Raw genomic sequence first — 16,393 nt, 5'->3', positions numbered from 1 at the left:
ACTGCCCCTCAAATGACAGATGTAATCCCGAACAGATGAGGGGAACCCTCGCCCTTCAGGGCGGAGAGGAGGTCAGATAAAGATAGCATAATTATTGAAAACAGAAACATATGAAATTTTGCTATAATGATAAAAAAAGAGAGTATTGAACCAATTTTCATAAATTTTTAATATATAAAGCATTTGAAATATTATAAAACTTAAATATTGGCTTAAATAATAAATAGCTTGGCTAGGTGAAAATTTTGAGTTTTACAGCCGTAATTCCAGCAGGTGGAGAAGGTTCAAGATTTAGGCCATATACTGATATAGTTCCTAAGCCTATGATTCCTTTAGGAGAAGAGGAAAAGCCTATATTAGATTATGTAGTATGTCATTTGACAAAAAGTGGGTTTAATGAAATAGTTCTATTGGTTAATTATAAATGGAAATATATTAAAAATTATTTTGAAGATGGAAGAAGGTATAATGCAAACATAAGATATAGTATTGACGATGAAAATTATAGCAATACAGGCGGCTCTTTATTGAAGGCATATAATAATAATCTTATAAAATCAAATCCTGTATTAATATGGTATGGAGATATATTGGCTAACCTTGATCCTAAACAAGTGATAGATCTTCAAATAAAAGGAAAATACGATGCTGTATTGGTTGTAGCAAATAGATATCAAATACCTGTAGGTGTGGCAGAAGTAGATGATAATAATAATGTTTTAAGTCTAAGGGAAAAACCTTGGTTAAATGTTAAAGTAACTATTGGAATTTTGTCACTAAATACAGACATTTTGAAAAATATTGAAAATGAACTCGGAACTAAATTTGATATAATGGGAGATCTAATACCGTATATGATCAATAATAAAATGAAGGTAAAAGCGTATATTTATAACGATGATTGGATTGATGTTGGTAGTTTAGAAAGATACAAAAAAATAGATAATAATCTTTTAAAAAAGGTAATTAAAGTATAAATTACTTCTCCCACCACCAATATACTGAGTCTACGGCTGCGTTAGTTAATGGATTTTCCTCCCATGTAATCTCATTGTTATAGCCATGTATATAGGGTTTTACTACCCACTGGTTGGTCGGTTGTATTGTATATACATACATGTATAGATTTATTGCAAGTTGATCAACTTGTTTATAGAGACTTTGAGCTTCGCTTGTATTGCCAGCAACTTCAGCGGCCATAGCTTTTAAAGTTAAATTATTTAGCAAAGAGTAAGTATAACTCTCATTTGCAAACAAATTTGCTAAGTATGTGTTGTTTTGTGATGCGAAATAATTACTAACTTCTTCTAGATAAGTGGAATTAAAACCATCAGGGGCAGCATAAGGTCCTCCCTGTTCTATCATACCTTGAGCAAATTCTAAAGCTGTTGGAGTTCCTGGGGACCATCCCATATAGAATATGGGCATTGGATTTTGTCCATATATAGAATCATATGCGTACATTGTCACGAACGGCATGTATAACGGCTGTGCATTTATATTTGGATCTATTTCATGTAATGCTTGTGCCCACATTTCTGCTGCTGTAAAGTCTGCAGTATCTCCGCTAGAAATAAATATAGGGAAGTTAACTGTTATATTATAGAAACCTGATTCTTCCATTAATTGTTTAGCATAAGTTAAGTTAAATGTTGGACAACCTGTTAATTCGCTTGGAGGTATATAATAATCAAGGCCTGGAATTAATATTCCACAATAGCTATTACCAAAGTTCATATGATATTTAGCGTTTCCTATTATATCGTTTAAATATTGTGTATAATTAAATGCATATGCAAAAGCTTTTCTAACTAATGTGTTTGCAAAGTAATAAGAGGGTATGTTATAGTTTGGATTAATACTTTTTAGCATAGATGTATTAGTATTTAATGTAAAGGCAAAGAAGTTCTCTGTAAATGTTGGATATACATATATAGATGCTTGTCCATTAGATTCTAAGTTTAATAGTAATGGTACGTAGCTAGGAGGTAGGTTAGTTACTATATCAGCTTGCCCTGATGAAAACATATCATAAGCAGTATTTGGATCTTTAACCCAATATATTATAACAGTGTTATTTGGTTTAGGTATATCTGGTATATTGTTAGGCCAATAAGGATTTGGAACTAAAACAATGCTTTGCCCTGGTGTATATGATTTTATCATATATGGTGCAGTTGATAATGGATCCCATTGAACTTGTGTATTGTAATTGCCTCCATTACATGTTTGCTCATATTGATAAAATCCTGCAGGTGTGAAATTAATTCCATCACCAACTTGCTCTAACCATTTGGCATCATATACTGATGCTTCAGATTCTGTTAGTATACTAAAGAACAGTTGAGGATTAACTTTTTCTGATAAGTTAAAAGTCACAGTATCTGTATTATTATCGTAATGTACTGAATTCATTATTACATTAAATCCTTGTGTATCATTTGGCGAAGTTACTATTGGCATGAATTCGCTATAGTTTGGTATTAAATACTGCGCCAAAGCGTATCCAGGAGTTGGTGGAACACCTCCAGAACAAAGTAATGATCTTATTATAGAATACCAAACATCATATGCTGTTAAATTATCACCATTAGCAGCTTTCAAATTAGGCCTAATCTTAAATGTGTACATTGTGTAATTTGGAGCTATACCACCATATAGGTTTCTTTGAGACCAATTACCAAGTGTTGGCAAATATTCTGCAGCCATTGGTAAAAATTTAGATGTGCTTGATCCGTTATATATAACTAAAGTAGAATATATGTTTCTAATGATTTCTTCGCCAACAACTTCCAGATCTATATCAGCATCGAAAGAATAAGGTCCTCCTGGAACGTTTTCTGCAACTATTATTGTACCTGGATTAGGTATGTTAAAGTTTGATGTAAATATTTTAAATACCAAACTACTATTTGATACAGCAACTGTTTGATATGTTGTATAATTATACGTTTGCCCTGATGATACGTTTTTAGTAACAATTGTTAAAGATATTGCATATAATCCAGGTGTGTTATAAACAACAACAGGATTATATAATGGTAATAAAGTCGTTTGGTTAGCCATTATAGTTTCTGTAGTTCCATTACCAAAATTCCATATATACTCATAAATTGTCATGTTTTGACCTGATGGTGGCTGTAAAAAGCTACCAATTAAGTAAATTTTTTGTGAAACATTAAATAATGGGGCACTTGGATTTTCAGTTGAGTTAAAAGTTATAGTAGGTACAGTTAAGTATTGAGATAATGATAAACTTATGTTTGGGGTAACAATTATCCTCATGAGGTTTTGGGAGGAAGATCCGTAAATAGAACCTTTTTGATAGACTACATAATAAATTAGGTATACTCCAGGGTATTTGTATAATAAATTAACATAACTATTGGTTGTGTTTATAATGCTTCCGTTACCAGTATAAACTAAGGCGTAGCCTCCATTAGAAGATGTATATCCTGGCAAATAAACGCTCAAAGGACTGCTTGCTATTGTATTTAACGATGCAGGTGATACAGGTTTAAGTATTGATAAAGTTTGTGAGCTTGTGGAACTTGATGGCATTGATGACGTATTTTTACTTTTATGAGTATACATTATTCCCACATAAGCGCCGATTAAAACTATTGCAATTACCAAAATTGAAATAACTAATCCCTTCGAAATTGACCTCCGATTCCACTCTTTTCCTACTTCAATAAGCATCGCCGATTATTAATAATGGTTTGAGCCTTATAAATTTTTTTAAATTATTTAACTATAATTTTATCATTCTTAACTATAATTTTATCGCCGTCTTTTATTTCTTTTAGAACATTTATATCAATATTGTCAACTAGAGGTATATTAGCCAAAACACATCCAGCAATTATAATAGGTTCAGATTTGCTCATAATTATAGCTCTGGGAGCGAAGCCGTTTTCCTTTAAAGCATATATAATGTAAGATCCAACAGTGCTACCCTTAGGCTTATATGCAACTATTATTTTATCTTTTACATTTCTTCCATCAACAAGCATTCCATTATTAGGATTTATATCTCCATAAAAGCTTATCTCATCAATAACTAAGGCCTCTCCTTCAGCTTCCCCTTTTACTAAAACCCTCCCCCTAAATTCTTTCATAGCCTTAATACCTCTTCTAAATTATCTATTGAAATCAGAGACACCTTAATACCTCTTTTAGTCAAGTAAAAATATGCTTTATAGCTATTTGTTACAATATTTAACCCTTTATAACCAAATGGGCTTACTATTAAGCATGTATCACTAATTAATTTAACATCTTTTGATCTCAAAATATTTAAAGCATCTCTGTCTAATTTACTTATTTCTTTTCTAGAAGTTGTTATAATTATTTTTGTTTTTAAGTTATTAATTTTTTTTAAATTATTTGCAATTTTTTCAATTTCATGTTTGTTTGTGTGTGGACATCCGAAGTATATTAAATCAGGCCTCCCATTGGGCTTTAATTCTTCTTCTCTTTTCTTAATATCATTAAAATCTATTGTTATTGTCTCTTTTATTTCTTTTTCGTCAAATCTAATTGGAGTTATCCCATTTATAACAACCATTGCTAAATTGCCTGCTGCACCTAAAGAAGCTGAGAATTCTTTAATAGTTGTATCGTTCTTTAGCTTTTCTTCTAAATATGGAGGCTTATCGTTGTTATGAATTTTTGATATTATCTCACCAATAATACCAGCCCTAACTTCATTGATTTCATAATCTTCTGGTTTATGGATCTTATATTTTATTTCTGGTATTCTATTTTTTTCTATGTGAAGACCATAATAATATATTTTTCCAATTATAGCTGCCATTAAAGAAATTGGACCCCCTTCCCTATTTGTTTTAATACCTAAAACGCTATTACCATATACAACTGCATTTGATTCTCCCCATGCAACGCTAGATCCTTTTTTAATTTCATTAACATTAGGCAAATAATATGGCGTACATGATAATGTTAAATCAGCTCCCATTTTGTTTAAAGATCTTAATATTTCTTCTTGACCTATTATATAACTTTTATCTATTCTTGTAAAGGGTATAGCGTCATAGTCCATTGTATCATATCCAATAGGATTTACTGTTGTTTTTACGGAAAATTTTATTCCTTCATCTGCGAATTGTTTTATTAGTTTCTTTCCTGGTTCTCCTATATTACCATAAGATACTCCAGATATGTGTGCATGAGCTATATTTATTAATTTTTCAGAGTTTAATGAATCTCCAACGCTAACTATAACCTGCATTGCCTTAGCAAGTCCCCAGCCGTATTCTCCATTTAATATTTTCTCTTCTTCTTTTGTTAGATACATTATATCGCCCTAATACCACCATGTTTTCTTAAAGTTATGCTCTGGTATCATATATATTTTTTCAGAATAAGCCTTACATTCTTTTGCTAATACGCAACTATCTTTGCATCCTGTAATTCTTTTACATTCGTTATTGCAATTTGCTATACACACTGGTTCTTTAATTTTACAGCAATTCCTTCCAAATGACCATAAGATATCATCCATTATAAAAGGATCCATACCAGATGATTGCGATACAATTCTATATGCCTCTCTTATAGCAAATCTTAGCATAACATCCTCCGATTCTGAAAATTCTTGTTGAGCAGCTATTTTTTCTCTAGTCATTTCATCGGTTTCAACTAATCCTAATCTAAGTGCAACCCTAGTTAAATGGTTATCTACTGGAACTTCTTTGTTGTATGGGTCATTAATATTTAATACGCCTCTCCTTTCTAAAAATTTTGCTAATAGAAATGGTTTTTTCTCCACAGGGTCCTGATATGCCTTAAATATTTTAAGTATATCTATAAATCCATCATTTATACCTCTTCTTAAATATCCTTTGGAAATTATTATTATATCGTATGGATCTTTAAAATTTTTCTTAATTTTATTTCCAATATCTTTGACTAATTCTAATCTTATTTTTATATCACTTGGATAAATCTCTTTGTTTTTATTTTCTATTGTTAACCACTTTATCATATCATTTTCATTTAAGCTAACTAAGTTTTCTGGGTAGAAAAAAGATGGATCATCTCTATATTTTATAATGCCTAACTTATACAGTGCATCTGCGCCATGGTAAAATTTTCCTTCAATAGTTCCCTCAAATGGTTTATTATGGTAACTTAATCTATGATCTATAGAAACCATGACCAAAAAATACAAGAATACATCTTCCTTTGGAGAAGACATTGGAGGGAAAAAATCTTCATTATCAAACATGTCTATTTTCATTGGCTTAATCTTTTCTAATAGTTTGCCTACTTTAAGGCATATTTCATAATTTATTCTTATTTGCATTATCCCCCCTTAATCCTTATAATTATAAAACTTATTAAATCTAATAAAAAATACAACTAACAAATAAAGTTTATATGCTATAATAGTCTCAGTTCTATAAATAGAAACCAAAACAAATTAGATCTAATTAAAAATGAAATTGGGAGGAATAACTAATGGAATCTTGGTTAATAGAATCGTCTAAAATTTTAGAAAAGGCTAGGAATTTGAGTGAAGAAGAGAAGAAAGTATTTAGATATTTTTTAGAAAATATTTCAGTAGGCGATTTAAGGGCAATTATGGAATTAAACAGAAAAGGGATAAAAAATCCCTCATCAATTATTGAAACGCTTGTCTCTAACGGATTATTAGAAAGAGGCAATTATTGCTATAGCTTGCCGTATCATTTAAGAATATATGTATCAATTCAAGGAACACCTACTATTTAATCTCTTTTTAATTTATTTTTTATATGGCGATAAATTTGAAAAAAGTATATCATTTAGATGCAGAGAAAACTCCAGAAAGAATGATTATTATGGGAGACCCTCAAAGGGTAAATATGTTATCTACTCTTTTAGATAATCCTATACTAATTAGCAAGTCAAGAGATTTATTTGTTTACAAAGGTTATTATAATAATGTAGAAGTCGGTCTAGCTGCTCACGGTATAGGAGGACCAAGCGCTGCTATTGTTGTAGAGGAATTAATAAAATTGGGAGCAAAATATATTATAAGACTAGGTACCGTTGGGTCTATTACTAATGAAATTAATGTGGGTGATATAATTATACCCTCAGGTGGGTCTTTTTCATATGGAGGAGCAGGTCTAGGTCTATATTTTAATAATATTTGTCCTAACACGGCCCCAAACTATGAATTAGTATATGAATTAACTAAAGAACTAAATAAAAATAAAATTAAATATTATATTGGTTCAATTTTTTCTAGTGATTCTTTTTATGCGGAAAATGGGTATATAGAAACAATAAGAAAGTTAGGATTTATAGGTGTAGAGATGGAATGTGCTACATTATTTGCGTTGTCTAATCTAAGAAATATTAAGTCAGCCTGTATCTTAGTAGTTAGCAATAATGTAATTGAAAATAAGGTAGGCGATTATAATAATTCAATAATAAAAGCAGCCAATGTATCACTCAATGTAATTACGAAATAATTTGAGTAATTAATGAAATGTAAAATATATTTGTTGTATATGGATAAATTTTTAATTCAAGAACAATAATTGCAAATGGGTGAAAAAATGGATCAAAAACTAAGGTCGCTAATATTTACGTCGTTGGGTCATTTCCTAAATGATAGCTATATAATTGTATTTTCTATTTTAATAGCCTACTATTTAGATATGAAAATATCAGCCTCATATTTAGGAGTTATGGGGGCTTTAATAAACTTAATATCAGGATTATTAAGTATTTGGGTTGGAAAATCAGCAGATAAAAGTGGTAATCATGCAACATTGATGCTTTTAGGTTATATATTAATAGGTATATCCATAATTTTGTACGGGCTCTCATTTGCATATATAAAATATTATTTATTATATATATCGTTTGCATCTATAATATTGGGCTCTGGTTTATCATTTTACCATCCATTAGGGGGATCTATATTGCAGCATAGTTTTGACCCCAAAGATTCGCCTAAAGCTCTTGGAATTAATGGTTCATTCGGGAGTTTGGGTAGAGCACTATTTCCAATAGTAATAGTATTTGCAATAAAATATTTAGGAGGATCTTTAGGTCTCTCAATTATAGGTGTTTATACTATTGTAGTAGGATCATTAGTTTTTTATGGCTTAAAACCAATAAAAATTAAAGCTGACACAAAGTCTTTTGATAAGTCTAATAGCGAATTGAATATGAGCTCTTTTTATTATATTTTGATTCCATTAACAATAGTGGTTTTTATTAGAGCTATTTTCATAGCAGGAGTGCAAACTTATGCCCCAACTTATTTAGATCATTTGTTCAAATCTAAAGTATTAATGAGCATTATATTAACTGTTTCGTATGCATTAGCAATATTTGGCCAACCCTACTTCGGAAAATTAACGGGTGATATAGGTGGGAAAAAAATAGTATATATAACAACAATTTTTGCGACTATATTTTATATTGCTTTTATATTATTTAAGAATCCTATAATAATGTCTATAATGTTTATGGCTTTTTCGCTTTTTGCATTTAGTGGGTTTCCAGTTCTTTTAGGCTATGTTGGGCAAATAGTAGACAAAAGCTTATCAGCAAGAGCCAATTCGCTCATATGGGGTGTTGGTAATACTGTTGGCGGAGCCTTAGGAATATTAATAGGTGGTATTTTAATGAATAAAATTGGATTGACTAATGATATGGTATTGTTTGCTTTTATAGGTATAGTTTCTACGATATTGCTACCTTTGATTCCAAACAAGAAAAATTAGGGAACAACTAAAACATCTGCCTTTATTGATTTACCTGCTACATTACTGGTAACGCTACCTAAGATAAGCCTTTCAAATCTGGAAAGTCTTCTTCTACCAAGAACTATTAAGTCACATCCGTTAGACACAGAATAATTTATTATCATATCAGCAGGATCACCGGATAAGACTTCATATTTTACTTTTATACCTTCAGACTCTAATTTTTTTGTTACATCATCTAGTTTTTTCTTTGTAGAATCAATAATTGTGGCTGTATTTATTATATCGGGACTAACTATTTCTCCAACTATTACAGATGCTGGTGGTATAACTGTAATTAAACATAATTCAGAATTGAAACTTTTTGCGAGTTCTATAGCTTTAGCTAAAGCCCTTTCTCCTCCTTCGGACCCATCATAACCAACTAAAATTTTTTTGTACAAACTTTCACCTCTAAAATATATTATGTCTATTTATGTATTTAAATTTTCACAGAGACATACAGATATTGCCCGATGAAGACCGCTGCAGGTGCGATAAGATGAGCTTGGCCTGTGTTACAGAGGGCTTATAACTTAATTAACAATTAATTGGCGGTGATGACGCTGATATCGTCGGAAATTATGAAGATAATATCCCCGTCTGAGCTTATGTAGTTTTTTCTATAACTATTGTTAAATAACTACTTTTCTTTCCTTTGTATTTTGAAGTCCCAATTGATGAAGATGTTATTTTTAAACTTTCTCCTAATCTGGATTTCATTGCTAAATATACTTCTGCAACTTTACAAACATTCTCCCCTATTCCTGTTAGTTCTATTTGTTTTGACCCTTTATTTAATTCTAATATAGCTTGCAGCGCGTAATCTTCTGCTGGGTCCTTACCAAGGTTTATTTTTACTTTTTCTTCCACTTCAGTCACCTATAAATAAACTTACTTCAGAAATTATATGTATGACTAATTTCTTTTATTAACCTTGCAGTAACTTTTTAATTTCTTGACAAATATTTCATCATATATTTCATTTATAAGTTCTATTGGGGATAATTTTTCATTCTCAATCATGTCTAATTGATTTTCGAGCGTTCTGCTACTTTCTTCTGTTAAGAGATCTTTAAAAATGGATTCCATTAGATCTTGATAAATCTCTATACCTGATTTAGTAGGTATGATATACTTCTTCTTTTTACTTTCAATTATATAACCATGCCTTATGTTTGATTCTATAACTTTTGCGTAAGTGCTTGGTCTTCCAATGTTTTTCTTTTTCATTAGCATAACTAAATCTCCATTTTTGTATAGTTCAACCAAACTTCCTTTATAGTAAATTATATCGTTCAATTTTAATTCATATTTAATATTTAAATCCTTTTTAATCCAATTTTCTAAAGATGGTTTAGTTATTAATGTAAATCCCTCTTTTATTATATTAGTATTAAACTCTTTTTCTTGTTCTAAACTACCGAGGCTGAGCTTAACAATAGCTTTTTCAATTATCGATGAGCTCATTTGACTAGCTATAAATCTTTCAAATATTAATTGATATAGTTTATAATGGAATTGAGTTAATTCCATAGGAACTTTTATAGTTCTCTCTAAAATAGCCTTTTCTAATTCTTGAGCATTTAGAGGCTTTGTTATTCTTATAGCCTCGTGTGCACCTTCATTTCCCCAGGTCCTTGGCTTATAATGTTGAATTAAGTTAACTTTTTCTAAGTATTCCTTTGCTATTTGCAAACCTGTTTGGGATATCCTTATAGAGTCTGTTCTGTGATATGTTATTAATCCAGAATAAAATAGATCCTGAGCAAGTTTCATAGTTAATTGTGCTGTATAGCCATATTTTTGACTTGCATCAAAAATTAAAGCATCAGTAGTATAAGGTGGTAAAGGATTTACTTCCTCATTGTATACTTTAATTGTTACAGCTTTTATTGTATTCTCTTTAATAGCATTTTCTGCTATTTCTTTATCCTTTGTATAAAAATAAATGTAATTTTGGCTAGGTAGTTTAACTTTTATTTTAAACCCCATTTCTTTCTTATATTCATTATATCTTTCAATTACCCATCCTAATACAGGTGTCTGCACTCTGCCAGCTCCTAACCAAAGTTTGCTATATTTATTTTGAAGATATTTGCTTGTAGAAAAACCAATCCATCTATCGTCAATTCTTCTGGCAATTTGTGCGTTTACTAATCCTTTATGAATTTGTCCTGGATTTCTTAATGCTTCTAGCACGGCATTTAAAGTAACTTCATGAAAAGCTGACCTAAAAATGTTTTTATTATAAGGCTTCAAACCCAAATAGAGATCCCAAGCAATTTTTTCTCCTTCTCTATCAGGGTCGGTCATTATTATTATTTGATCCACTTCTGTTGCAAGCCTCTTAATAGATTGTAAAATAGATTCTGACGTTATAACAGCTGAGGAACCACATCTTGGACATTTATTGGTCTCTTGGGTAAATTGATAACCGCATTTTAAGCATCTCTTTATTGAAGTATAAATAGGGCTTATAATACTATCAATTAAGTTTATACCATAGCACGATTCATTATTATCGTCAACTATTAGTTCATATACATGACCCTTTGAAGCGGTTATTGTTAATAGATAAACTGTATTTGTCATAGGATCTACAGTTGTCGTTTCGTAAATGTTAAGATTTCCTTCTCTCCTTCTAGCGGGTTTACCCCAAAAGCTAGCTATTGTCTTAGCCTTAGTTGGACTTTCAACAATTATTAGCTCACTTACAATGTTTACTTTTTTGCCCTCATCTACCTTCCTTGAGTTTATTATTTCTTTTTCTACTTCGTTTAAATCTAAATTTTCGAATTTAACAAAATTTGCTTGACTTATGTATTTTAGCTTTTCACTTAATGATTCGATAAGTTCTGGGCTTTCATCTATTATTACGGAAAGGCCTTTGGTCATATGTCCGTGATATAATCTGCTAGTCCTTCCGCTTGCTTGCAAATATGTTGGTCCATCGGTAGAGTATAAATAAAGTTCTCCTTTTTCATTTGTAATAATAAATGAACCTATTTTTATTCTATCTCCATCATTAGGAATATAATTCATCATTTCTTTATATACCTTCTCAATGGAATTGCTAACCAAATCTTTTAACACTTTTAATATTCCTTTTGCCTCCATCTCTCCTCTTAATACAGCAGCAACTATATGTGATTGTTCGCTATATTTTGATAAAAAACTTTCCAAACTTTTCCTTAAGCTTGAATAAGACTGATTTTTTTCTTCTAAAAACATCACGATTCTTAAAAGACGTTGAGGAGATAATAACGCTGTCTTGAGCTCAAGTTTTCTTGCCGGAGTTCCTATAAAAACAGCATATTTTATAATCTCTGGTAAATCAATACCTCTCACTACTGTACCGTATCTGCTAGCCAAACCTATAATTACGTCTGCTTCTCCTTTCTCAAGTTTTTCAACAGCTCTTCTTGAATTAGTTATTGCTTGTATAGCATTTATTCCATTTTCTTTTAGCATACTTATTATTGGTTTTACGACATTTTTTCCATATGATTGCGAAATAAATATAAGCCCTCCTTTACCAAGTTTCTTAACTAGTTCTACTGCATCACTTAATACATTTTTCGATATAATGTAGGTGTCCAATACATTCCTTAAATAGTCAGTTCCTCCTCCTATTTCGAAACCTAAAAGTTCTCTAAATATTAAATGTTTAATTCCTTTAGGTCTGCCCGTTGCAGAAGCTATTATTAATTGACCCTTTATTTCTTCATTGTTGCTGGTTAAGAGATTCAATTGCAAATCAGAAATTTCTTGTTCCAGCTGTTTTATCTTTTCCTCTTTTTTATTAGATAAAGCAATGCCATAATCCATTTTCTTGGTTACTAATTTATACGCTGTTTCAACGCTTTCTTCAGAAAAGCCTAATAAAATTAGGACCCTGTCTATGTTTTTACTGTTTCTTAAAAGACTATCCACATCGTCTACAACAATTAATCCAAATGGAGAAAACTCCTTAAGTTTATTGTACTTTTTGGTTAAATACCCAGGTGTTATTATTAATACTTTATAATCCCCTTTATCTATTTTTGCTAACATCTCTTCTTTGACTTTCTTTGGCATAGAAGAATAATAAAAAGCTACACCATCGTTGATAAAGCTCTTTAACCTTTCAGCTGTTTGAACTACCAAATTTTCTGTAGGTGTTAAATATAAAAATTTTTTATCTAATTCGTTAACGGCCCTAAAGGCGGTGTATACCATTAAAAGAGTTGTTTTTCCAACTCCAGTGGGTGCTACAATTGAAAAACTTTCTGGATATAAAAGTCTTCTGGCCCAGCTTTTTTGGGCGCTTGATAAGTAATATCCTGTTTTATCTTTAAAAAATTGCTTAAAATCGTTATAGCTTTTTTCTAAATAGTAAAGCCAAGAATAACCATATAGATTTCCTTTCTTCTTTAATGCTTCTCCTATAGAAATTGGATCATTGTTCTCTATTTCAGCCTCTAAGCATTTATTGCAAGGTAATCCCTTTTCTAACCTATCTGAAGTTATTTCCTTTCCGCAATTAGGGCAAAGATGCCTAAATGTTGGATTTAATGACATGAACTTACCGCCTGAGGGCCATACCTCGTTTAAAAGGTTTTTAAGGCTCTGGAGTTATTAAGCATTAAGGGTGTAATAATTAGAAAAAAGAAAAAAAATTATGGTTTTTCCCACCACCAGAAGAAGGATTCTAATCCATTAGTTATAGCTGGATTTGATTGCCATGCTATATTATTTTGATATGCATTCATATAAGATCCAAGTATCCAGAACTTACTAGGTATAACAACGTATACAAATTGATATTGATCTATAGCCATTTGTTGTGCGTTGTGAATTATTTGAGTTGCATTACTCCAACCTTCTTCATCTGCTAAATCTGCCTGAACTATTAAATTATTCAATTGTTCATATTGTTTAGCCTCTTGCCATATTAATGCACCTACATGGGTGTTATTTGTGCTATTGAATTGCTGTGATAATTGCTCTAAGTATCCAACATCCCAACCGTCGGGCGCAGGATATATGCCTCCCTGTTGATATATGAAAGGAAGCCAATACCATACCAATGGTATTCCGTTCCAATCTAAGTAATAAAGGGGTAAGGGGTTTTGACCAGGTATCAGATAGCTTATTATTGTTGAGAAAGGCATATATAATGGTTGAGCATTTATATTTGGATCTATTTCATGTAATGCCTGGGCGTACATTTCTGCTGCTGTAAAATCAACAGTATCACCGCTTGATACTACTATTGGGAAGTTAACTGTTATATTATAGAAACCTGATTCTTCCATTAATTGTTTAGCATAGGTTAAATTAAATGTTGGACAGCCTGTTAAGTTTGATGGAGGTATAGAGTAATCTAGTCCTGGAATTAATATTCCACACCAAGGACTACCAAGATTTACATGATATTTAGCGTTTCCTAGCACATCATTTATGTATTCTGTATAGTTAAATGCGTATGCAAAAGCTTCTCTAACCAATGGGTTTGCAAAGTAATATGATGGTATGTTATAGTTTGGATTAATCTCCTTTAGCAATGGGATGCTTATATTTAAATTAAATGCGAACCACCATTCATTTAGAGATGGCTCATTGTACATTTTTATCTTTCCTTGGCTTTGTAATTGTAATAAAGTTGGAAGATAAGGAGCAGGACTGCTCTTTGGGAAAGTAACTATATCTGCTTGACCGCTTGCAAGCATGTTCAAGGCTGTTGTTGGATCTTTTACCCAGTCTACTATAACTGTTTCATTTGGCTTTGGGAAATAAGTTACATTATTTGGCCAATAAGGATTGGGTTTTAATACAACTGATTGTCCAGGCGTGAATGATGCTATGTAATATGGTCCTGTAAATCCAGCATTCGGAGCTGGCCATTGAACATTAGTATTGTAGTTGCCTGCTATACAAGTTTGTTGATATTGATAAAATGACTGTGCCAACTGGGTATAGTTGTTATTATAATAACCGGTAAGATTTAACCCGTCCCCAACTTGATTTAACCACTTAGCATCCATAACATAATCAAAGGTGGTCATCATGTTGAAGAAAAACGTTGGAGTAACAGGTTGTATTAAGTGGAACGTAACAGTATTAGTCTGGTTATTATATGATACTGATTCCATAATTTCTTTGGCTCCTAAAGAGTCATTAGGTGAAGTTACTATAAAAGTAAAAAGCGTATAGTTAGGTACAGTAAAAGGAGCTAAGTTTGTACCAGAACCTGAGGGTATGCCTCCAGCGCATACTAATGCCCTTATCATGCTATACCAAACATCGTATGCTGTTATTGGATCTCCATTAGATGCCTTTAAACCAGGTCTTATTTTAAATATGTAAACAGTGTAATTGGGAGATATTGCTCCATAAGTATATCTTGCTGTTACATTAGACCAATTACCAACTGTAGGTATGTATTCTGCAAGCATTGGTACGAATTTAGTTATGCTTGATTGATAATACCATAGTAGAGTCCCGTAGATATTGTTAATTATTTCATTACTAACAGTATCGGGGAAAAGATCTGGGTCAAATGTAAACGGACCTCCTGGAACCACTTCAGCGTCAACAATTACTCCTTGATTTGGTACCGATACCTGAGGTGCATATAAATTAAATGGATAATTATTTGAAGAAACAGCGAAAGTCTTATACGTAGTGTAATTATAAGTTTTTCCGTTACTTATGTTTTCCGTTACTATAGTTAAGCTAACTGGATATAGACCAGGTTTGCTAAATGTGACATTTATAGGATTTGTTTGCGGATCGATATATGAAGTATTTCCTGATCCTGTTTTATCTACCTGTATTATATAGCCAGTAGCATTAACTGAAGGTATTGTTAATGATGTTCCGTTACCAAAGTTCCAAACGTATTCCTTTATTGTAATATTTTGTCCTATAGGAGGCTGTAGATAACTAGCAGTTAGCGTAATAGTTTCGCCTACATTTACTACAGGGCCTTTATTTGATGTTATTACAGGAATTGTGATTAATGATGCGTATGAAGAATTTACATTAGGTGCAACTATTATTTCTATTAAGTTTGACAGTGAACTACCAACATATGCACCATTGCTATTATATAAATTGTAATAAACTAAATATTGTCCAGGATAAACAAATGTAACATTTGAGTATTGAGAACTAACTTTATATTGATTTCCTGTTCCATCGAATAGAACTGCATAATATCCGTTTTGAACTTGGCTTATTTCTATTGTTATAGGCACGTTAGTTAAAGCTGAATAACTTTCAGGAAGAGGTGGTGAAAGAGAATTTTGTACTATGCTTGTTGTACTACTTGTTGATGAAGTAGTAGTTGATGAAGTAGACGTTGAAGTTGTACTACTTGTTGATGAAGTAGACGTTGAAGTTGTACTACTTGTTGATGAAGTAGACGTTGAAGTTGAAGGCTTCTTAGATATCATTAAAGCAACTGATACTCCCACAACAATTACTATTATTAAAATAACTACTAAGATGCTTTTAGAAATAGATTTATAATATTTCCCACCTAACATTTTCCCACCATCTAGGTCTAGCATACAAGTTATTACTACAGTTTTTAAATCTTTTGCTTTTAAATATAAAATAACTGTATATAT

The 16,393-nt window shown here is 31.4% G+C and carries 12 protein-coding genes; 4 read left to right on the top strand and 8 right to left on the bottom strand.

What is annotated here, in order from left to right; translation table 11 throughout:
- Positions 1-236 precede the first annotated feature (236 nt).
- Complete coding sequence (locus tag RXO53_RS03525) at positions 237-977, top strand: NDP-sugar synthase (RefSeq protein WP_410712879.1); 741 nt, start codon at positions 237-239, stop codon at positions 975-977.
- 1 nt (position 978) lies between these two features.
- On the opposite strand, the gene RXO53_RS03520 is transcribed toward RXO53_RS03525, so the two are convergent.
- From RXO53_RS03520 to RXO53_RS03505, 4 genes are read right to left on the bottom strand one after another with little or no spacing between them, the layout of a single operon-like run.
- A complete protein-coding gene (locus tag RXO53_RS03520; protein ID WP_410712878.1) occupies positions 979-3,702 on the bottom strand; it encodes an ABC transporter substrate-binding protein in 2,724 nt (907 codons plus the stop codon).
- Between the two features lie 44 nt (positions 3,703-3,746).
- Positions 3,747-4,121, bottom strand: a complete 375-nt coding sequence (locus tag RXO53_RS03515) for an aconitase X swivel domain-containing protein (protein ID WP_410712877.1) — start codon at positions 4,119-4,121, stop codon at positions 3,747-3,749.
- Positions 4,118-5,320 carry an aconitase X catalytic domain-containing protein gene (locus tag RXO53_RS03510; RefSeq protein ID WP_410712876.1) on the bottom strand — a complete coding sequence of 401 codons (1,203 nt, stop codon included), beginning with the start codon at positions 5,318-5,320 and terminating at the stop codon, positions 4,118-4,120. Before RXO53_RS03510 ends, RXO53_RS03515 begins: the two co-directional genes overlap by 4 nt.
- 9 nt (positions 5,321-5,329) lie before the next feature.
- Complete coding sequence (locus tag RXO53_RS03505; protein ID WP_410712875.1) at positions 5,330-6,331, bottom strand: hypothetical protein; 1,002 nt, start codon at positions 6,329-6,331, stop codon at positions 5,330-5,332.
- Positions 6,332-6,486: 155 nt separating this feature from the next.
- Here RXO53_RS03505 and RXO53_RS03500 point away from each other — a divergent pair, with 155 nt between their 5' ends.
- The 3 genes from RXO53_RS03500 (at position 6,487) to RXO53_RS03490 (ending at position 8,753) form a co-directional block, all read left to right on the top strand.
- Positions 6,487-6,759: a DUF6995 domain-containing protein gene (locus tag RXO53_RS03500; RefSeq protein ID WP_410712874.1), complete on the top strand. Its 273-nt coding sequence runs from the start codon at positions 6,487-6,489 to the stop codon at positions 6,757-6,759.
- A gap of 35 nt (positions 6,760-6,794) precedes the next feature.
- A complete protein-coding gene (locus tag RXO53_RS03495; RefSeq protein WP_410712873.1) occupies positions 6,795-7,487 on the top strand; it encodes a purine-nucleoside phosphorylase in 693 nt (230 codons plus the stop codon).
- Between the two features lie 87 nt (positions 7,488-7,574).
- A complete protein-coding gene (locus RXO53_RS03490) occupies positions 7,575-8,753 on the top strand; it encodes an MFS transporter (protein ID WP_410712872.1) in 1,179 nt (392 codons plus the stop codon).
- On the opposite strand, the gene RXO53_RS03485 is transcribed toward RXO53_RS03490, so the two are convergent.
- The 4 genes from RXO53_RS03485 to RXO53_RS03470 form a co-directional block, all read right to left on the bottom strand.
- A complete protein-coding gene (locus RXO53_RS03485) occupies positions 8,750-9,178 on the bottom strand; it encodes a universal stress protein (protein ID WP_410712871.1) in 429 nt (142 codons plus the stop codon). The two genes, RXO53_RS03490 and RXO53_RS03485, sit on opposite strands and share 4 nt — an antisense overlap.
- 205 nt (positions 9,179-9,383) lie before the next feature.
- Entirely contained in the window at positions 9,384-9,647 is a 264-nt protein-coding gene (locus RXO53_RS03480) for a DNA-binding protein (protein ID WP_410712870.1), read from the bottom strand.
- 45 nt (positions 9,648-9,692) lie between these two features.
- Positions 9,693-13,337: a reverse gyrase gene (gene rgy / locus RXO53_RS03475; RefSeq protein WP_410712869.1), complete on the bottom strand. Its 3,645-nt coding sequence runs from the start codon at positions 13,335-13,337 to the stop codon at positions 9,693-9,695.
- 98 nt (positions 13,338-13,435) lie between these two features.
- The gene (locus RXO53_RS03470; RefSeq protein WP_410712868.1) at positions 13,436-16,309 is read right to left on the bottom strand and encodes an ABC transporter substrate-binding protein; all 2,874 of its coding nucleotides are present in this window, start codon (positions 16,307-16,309) and stop codon (positions 13,436-13,438) included.
- Between the last annotated feature and the right edge of the window lie 84 nt (positions 16,310-16,393).

This window comes from Caldisphaera sp. (genome assembly GCF_046536515.1).
In the GTDB taxonomy this organism is placed as follows: domain Archaea; phylum Thermoproteota; class Thermoprotei_A; order Sulfolobales; family Acidilobaceae; genus Caldisphaera.
This window is presented reverse-complemented; position numbering and strand designations above follow the sequence as displayed.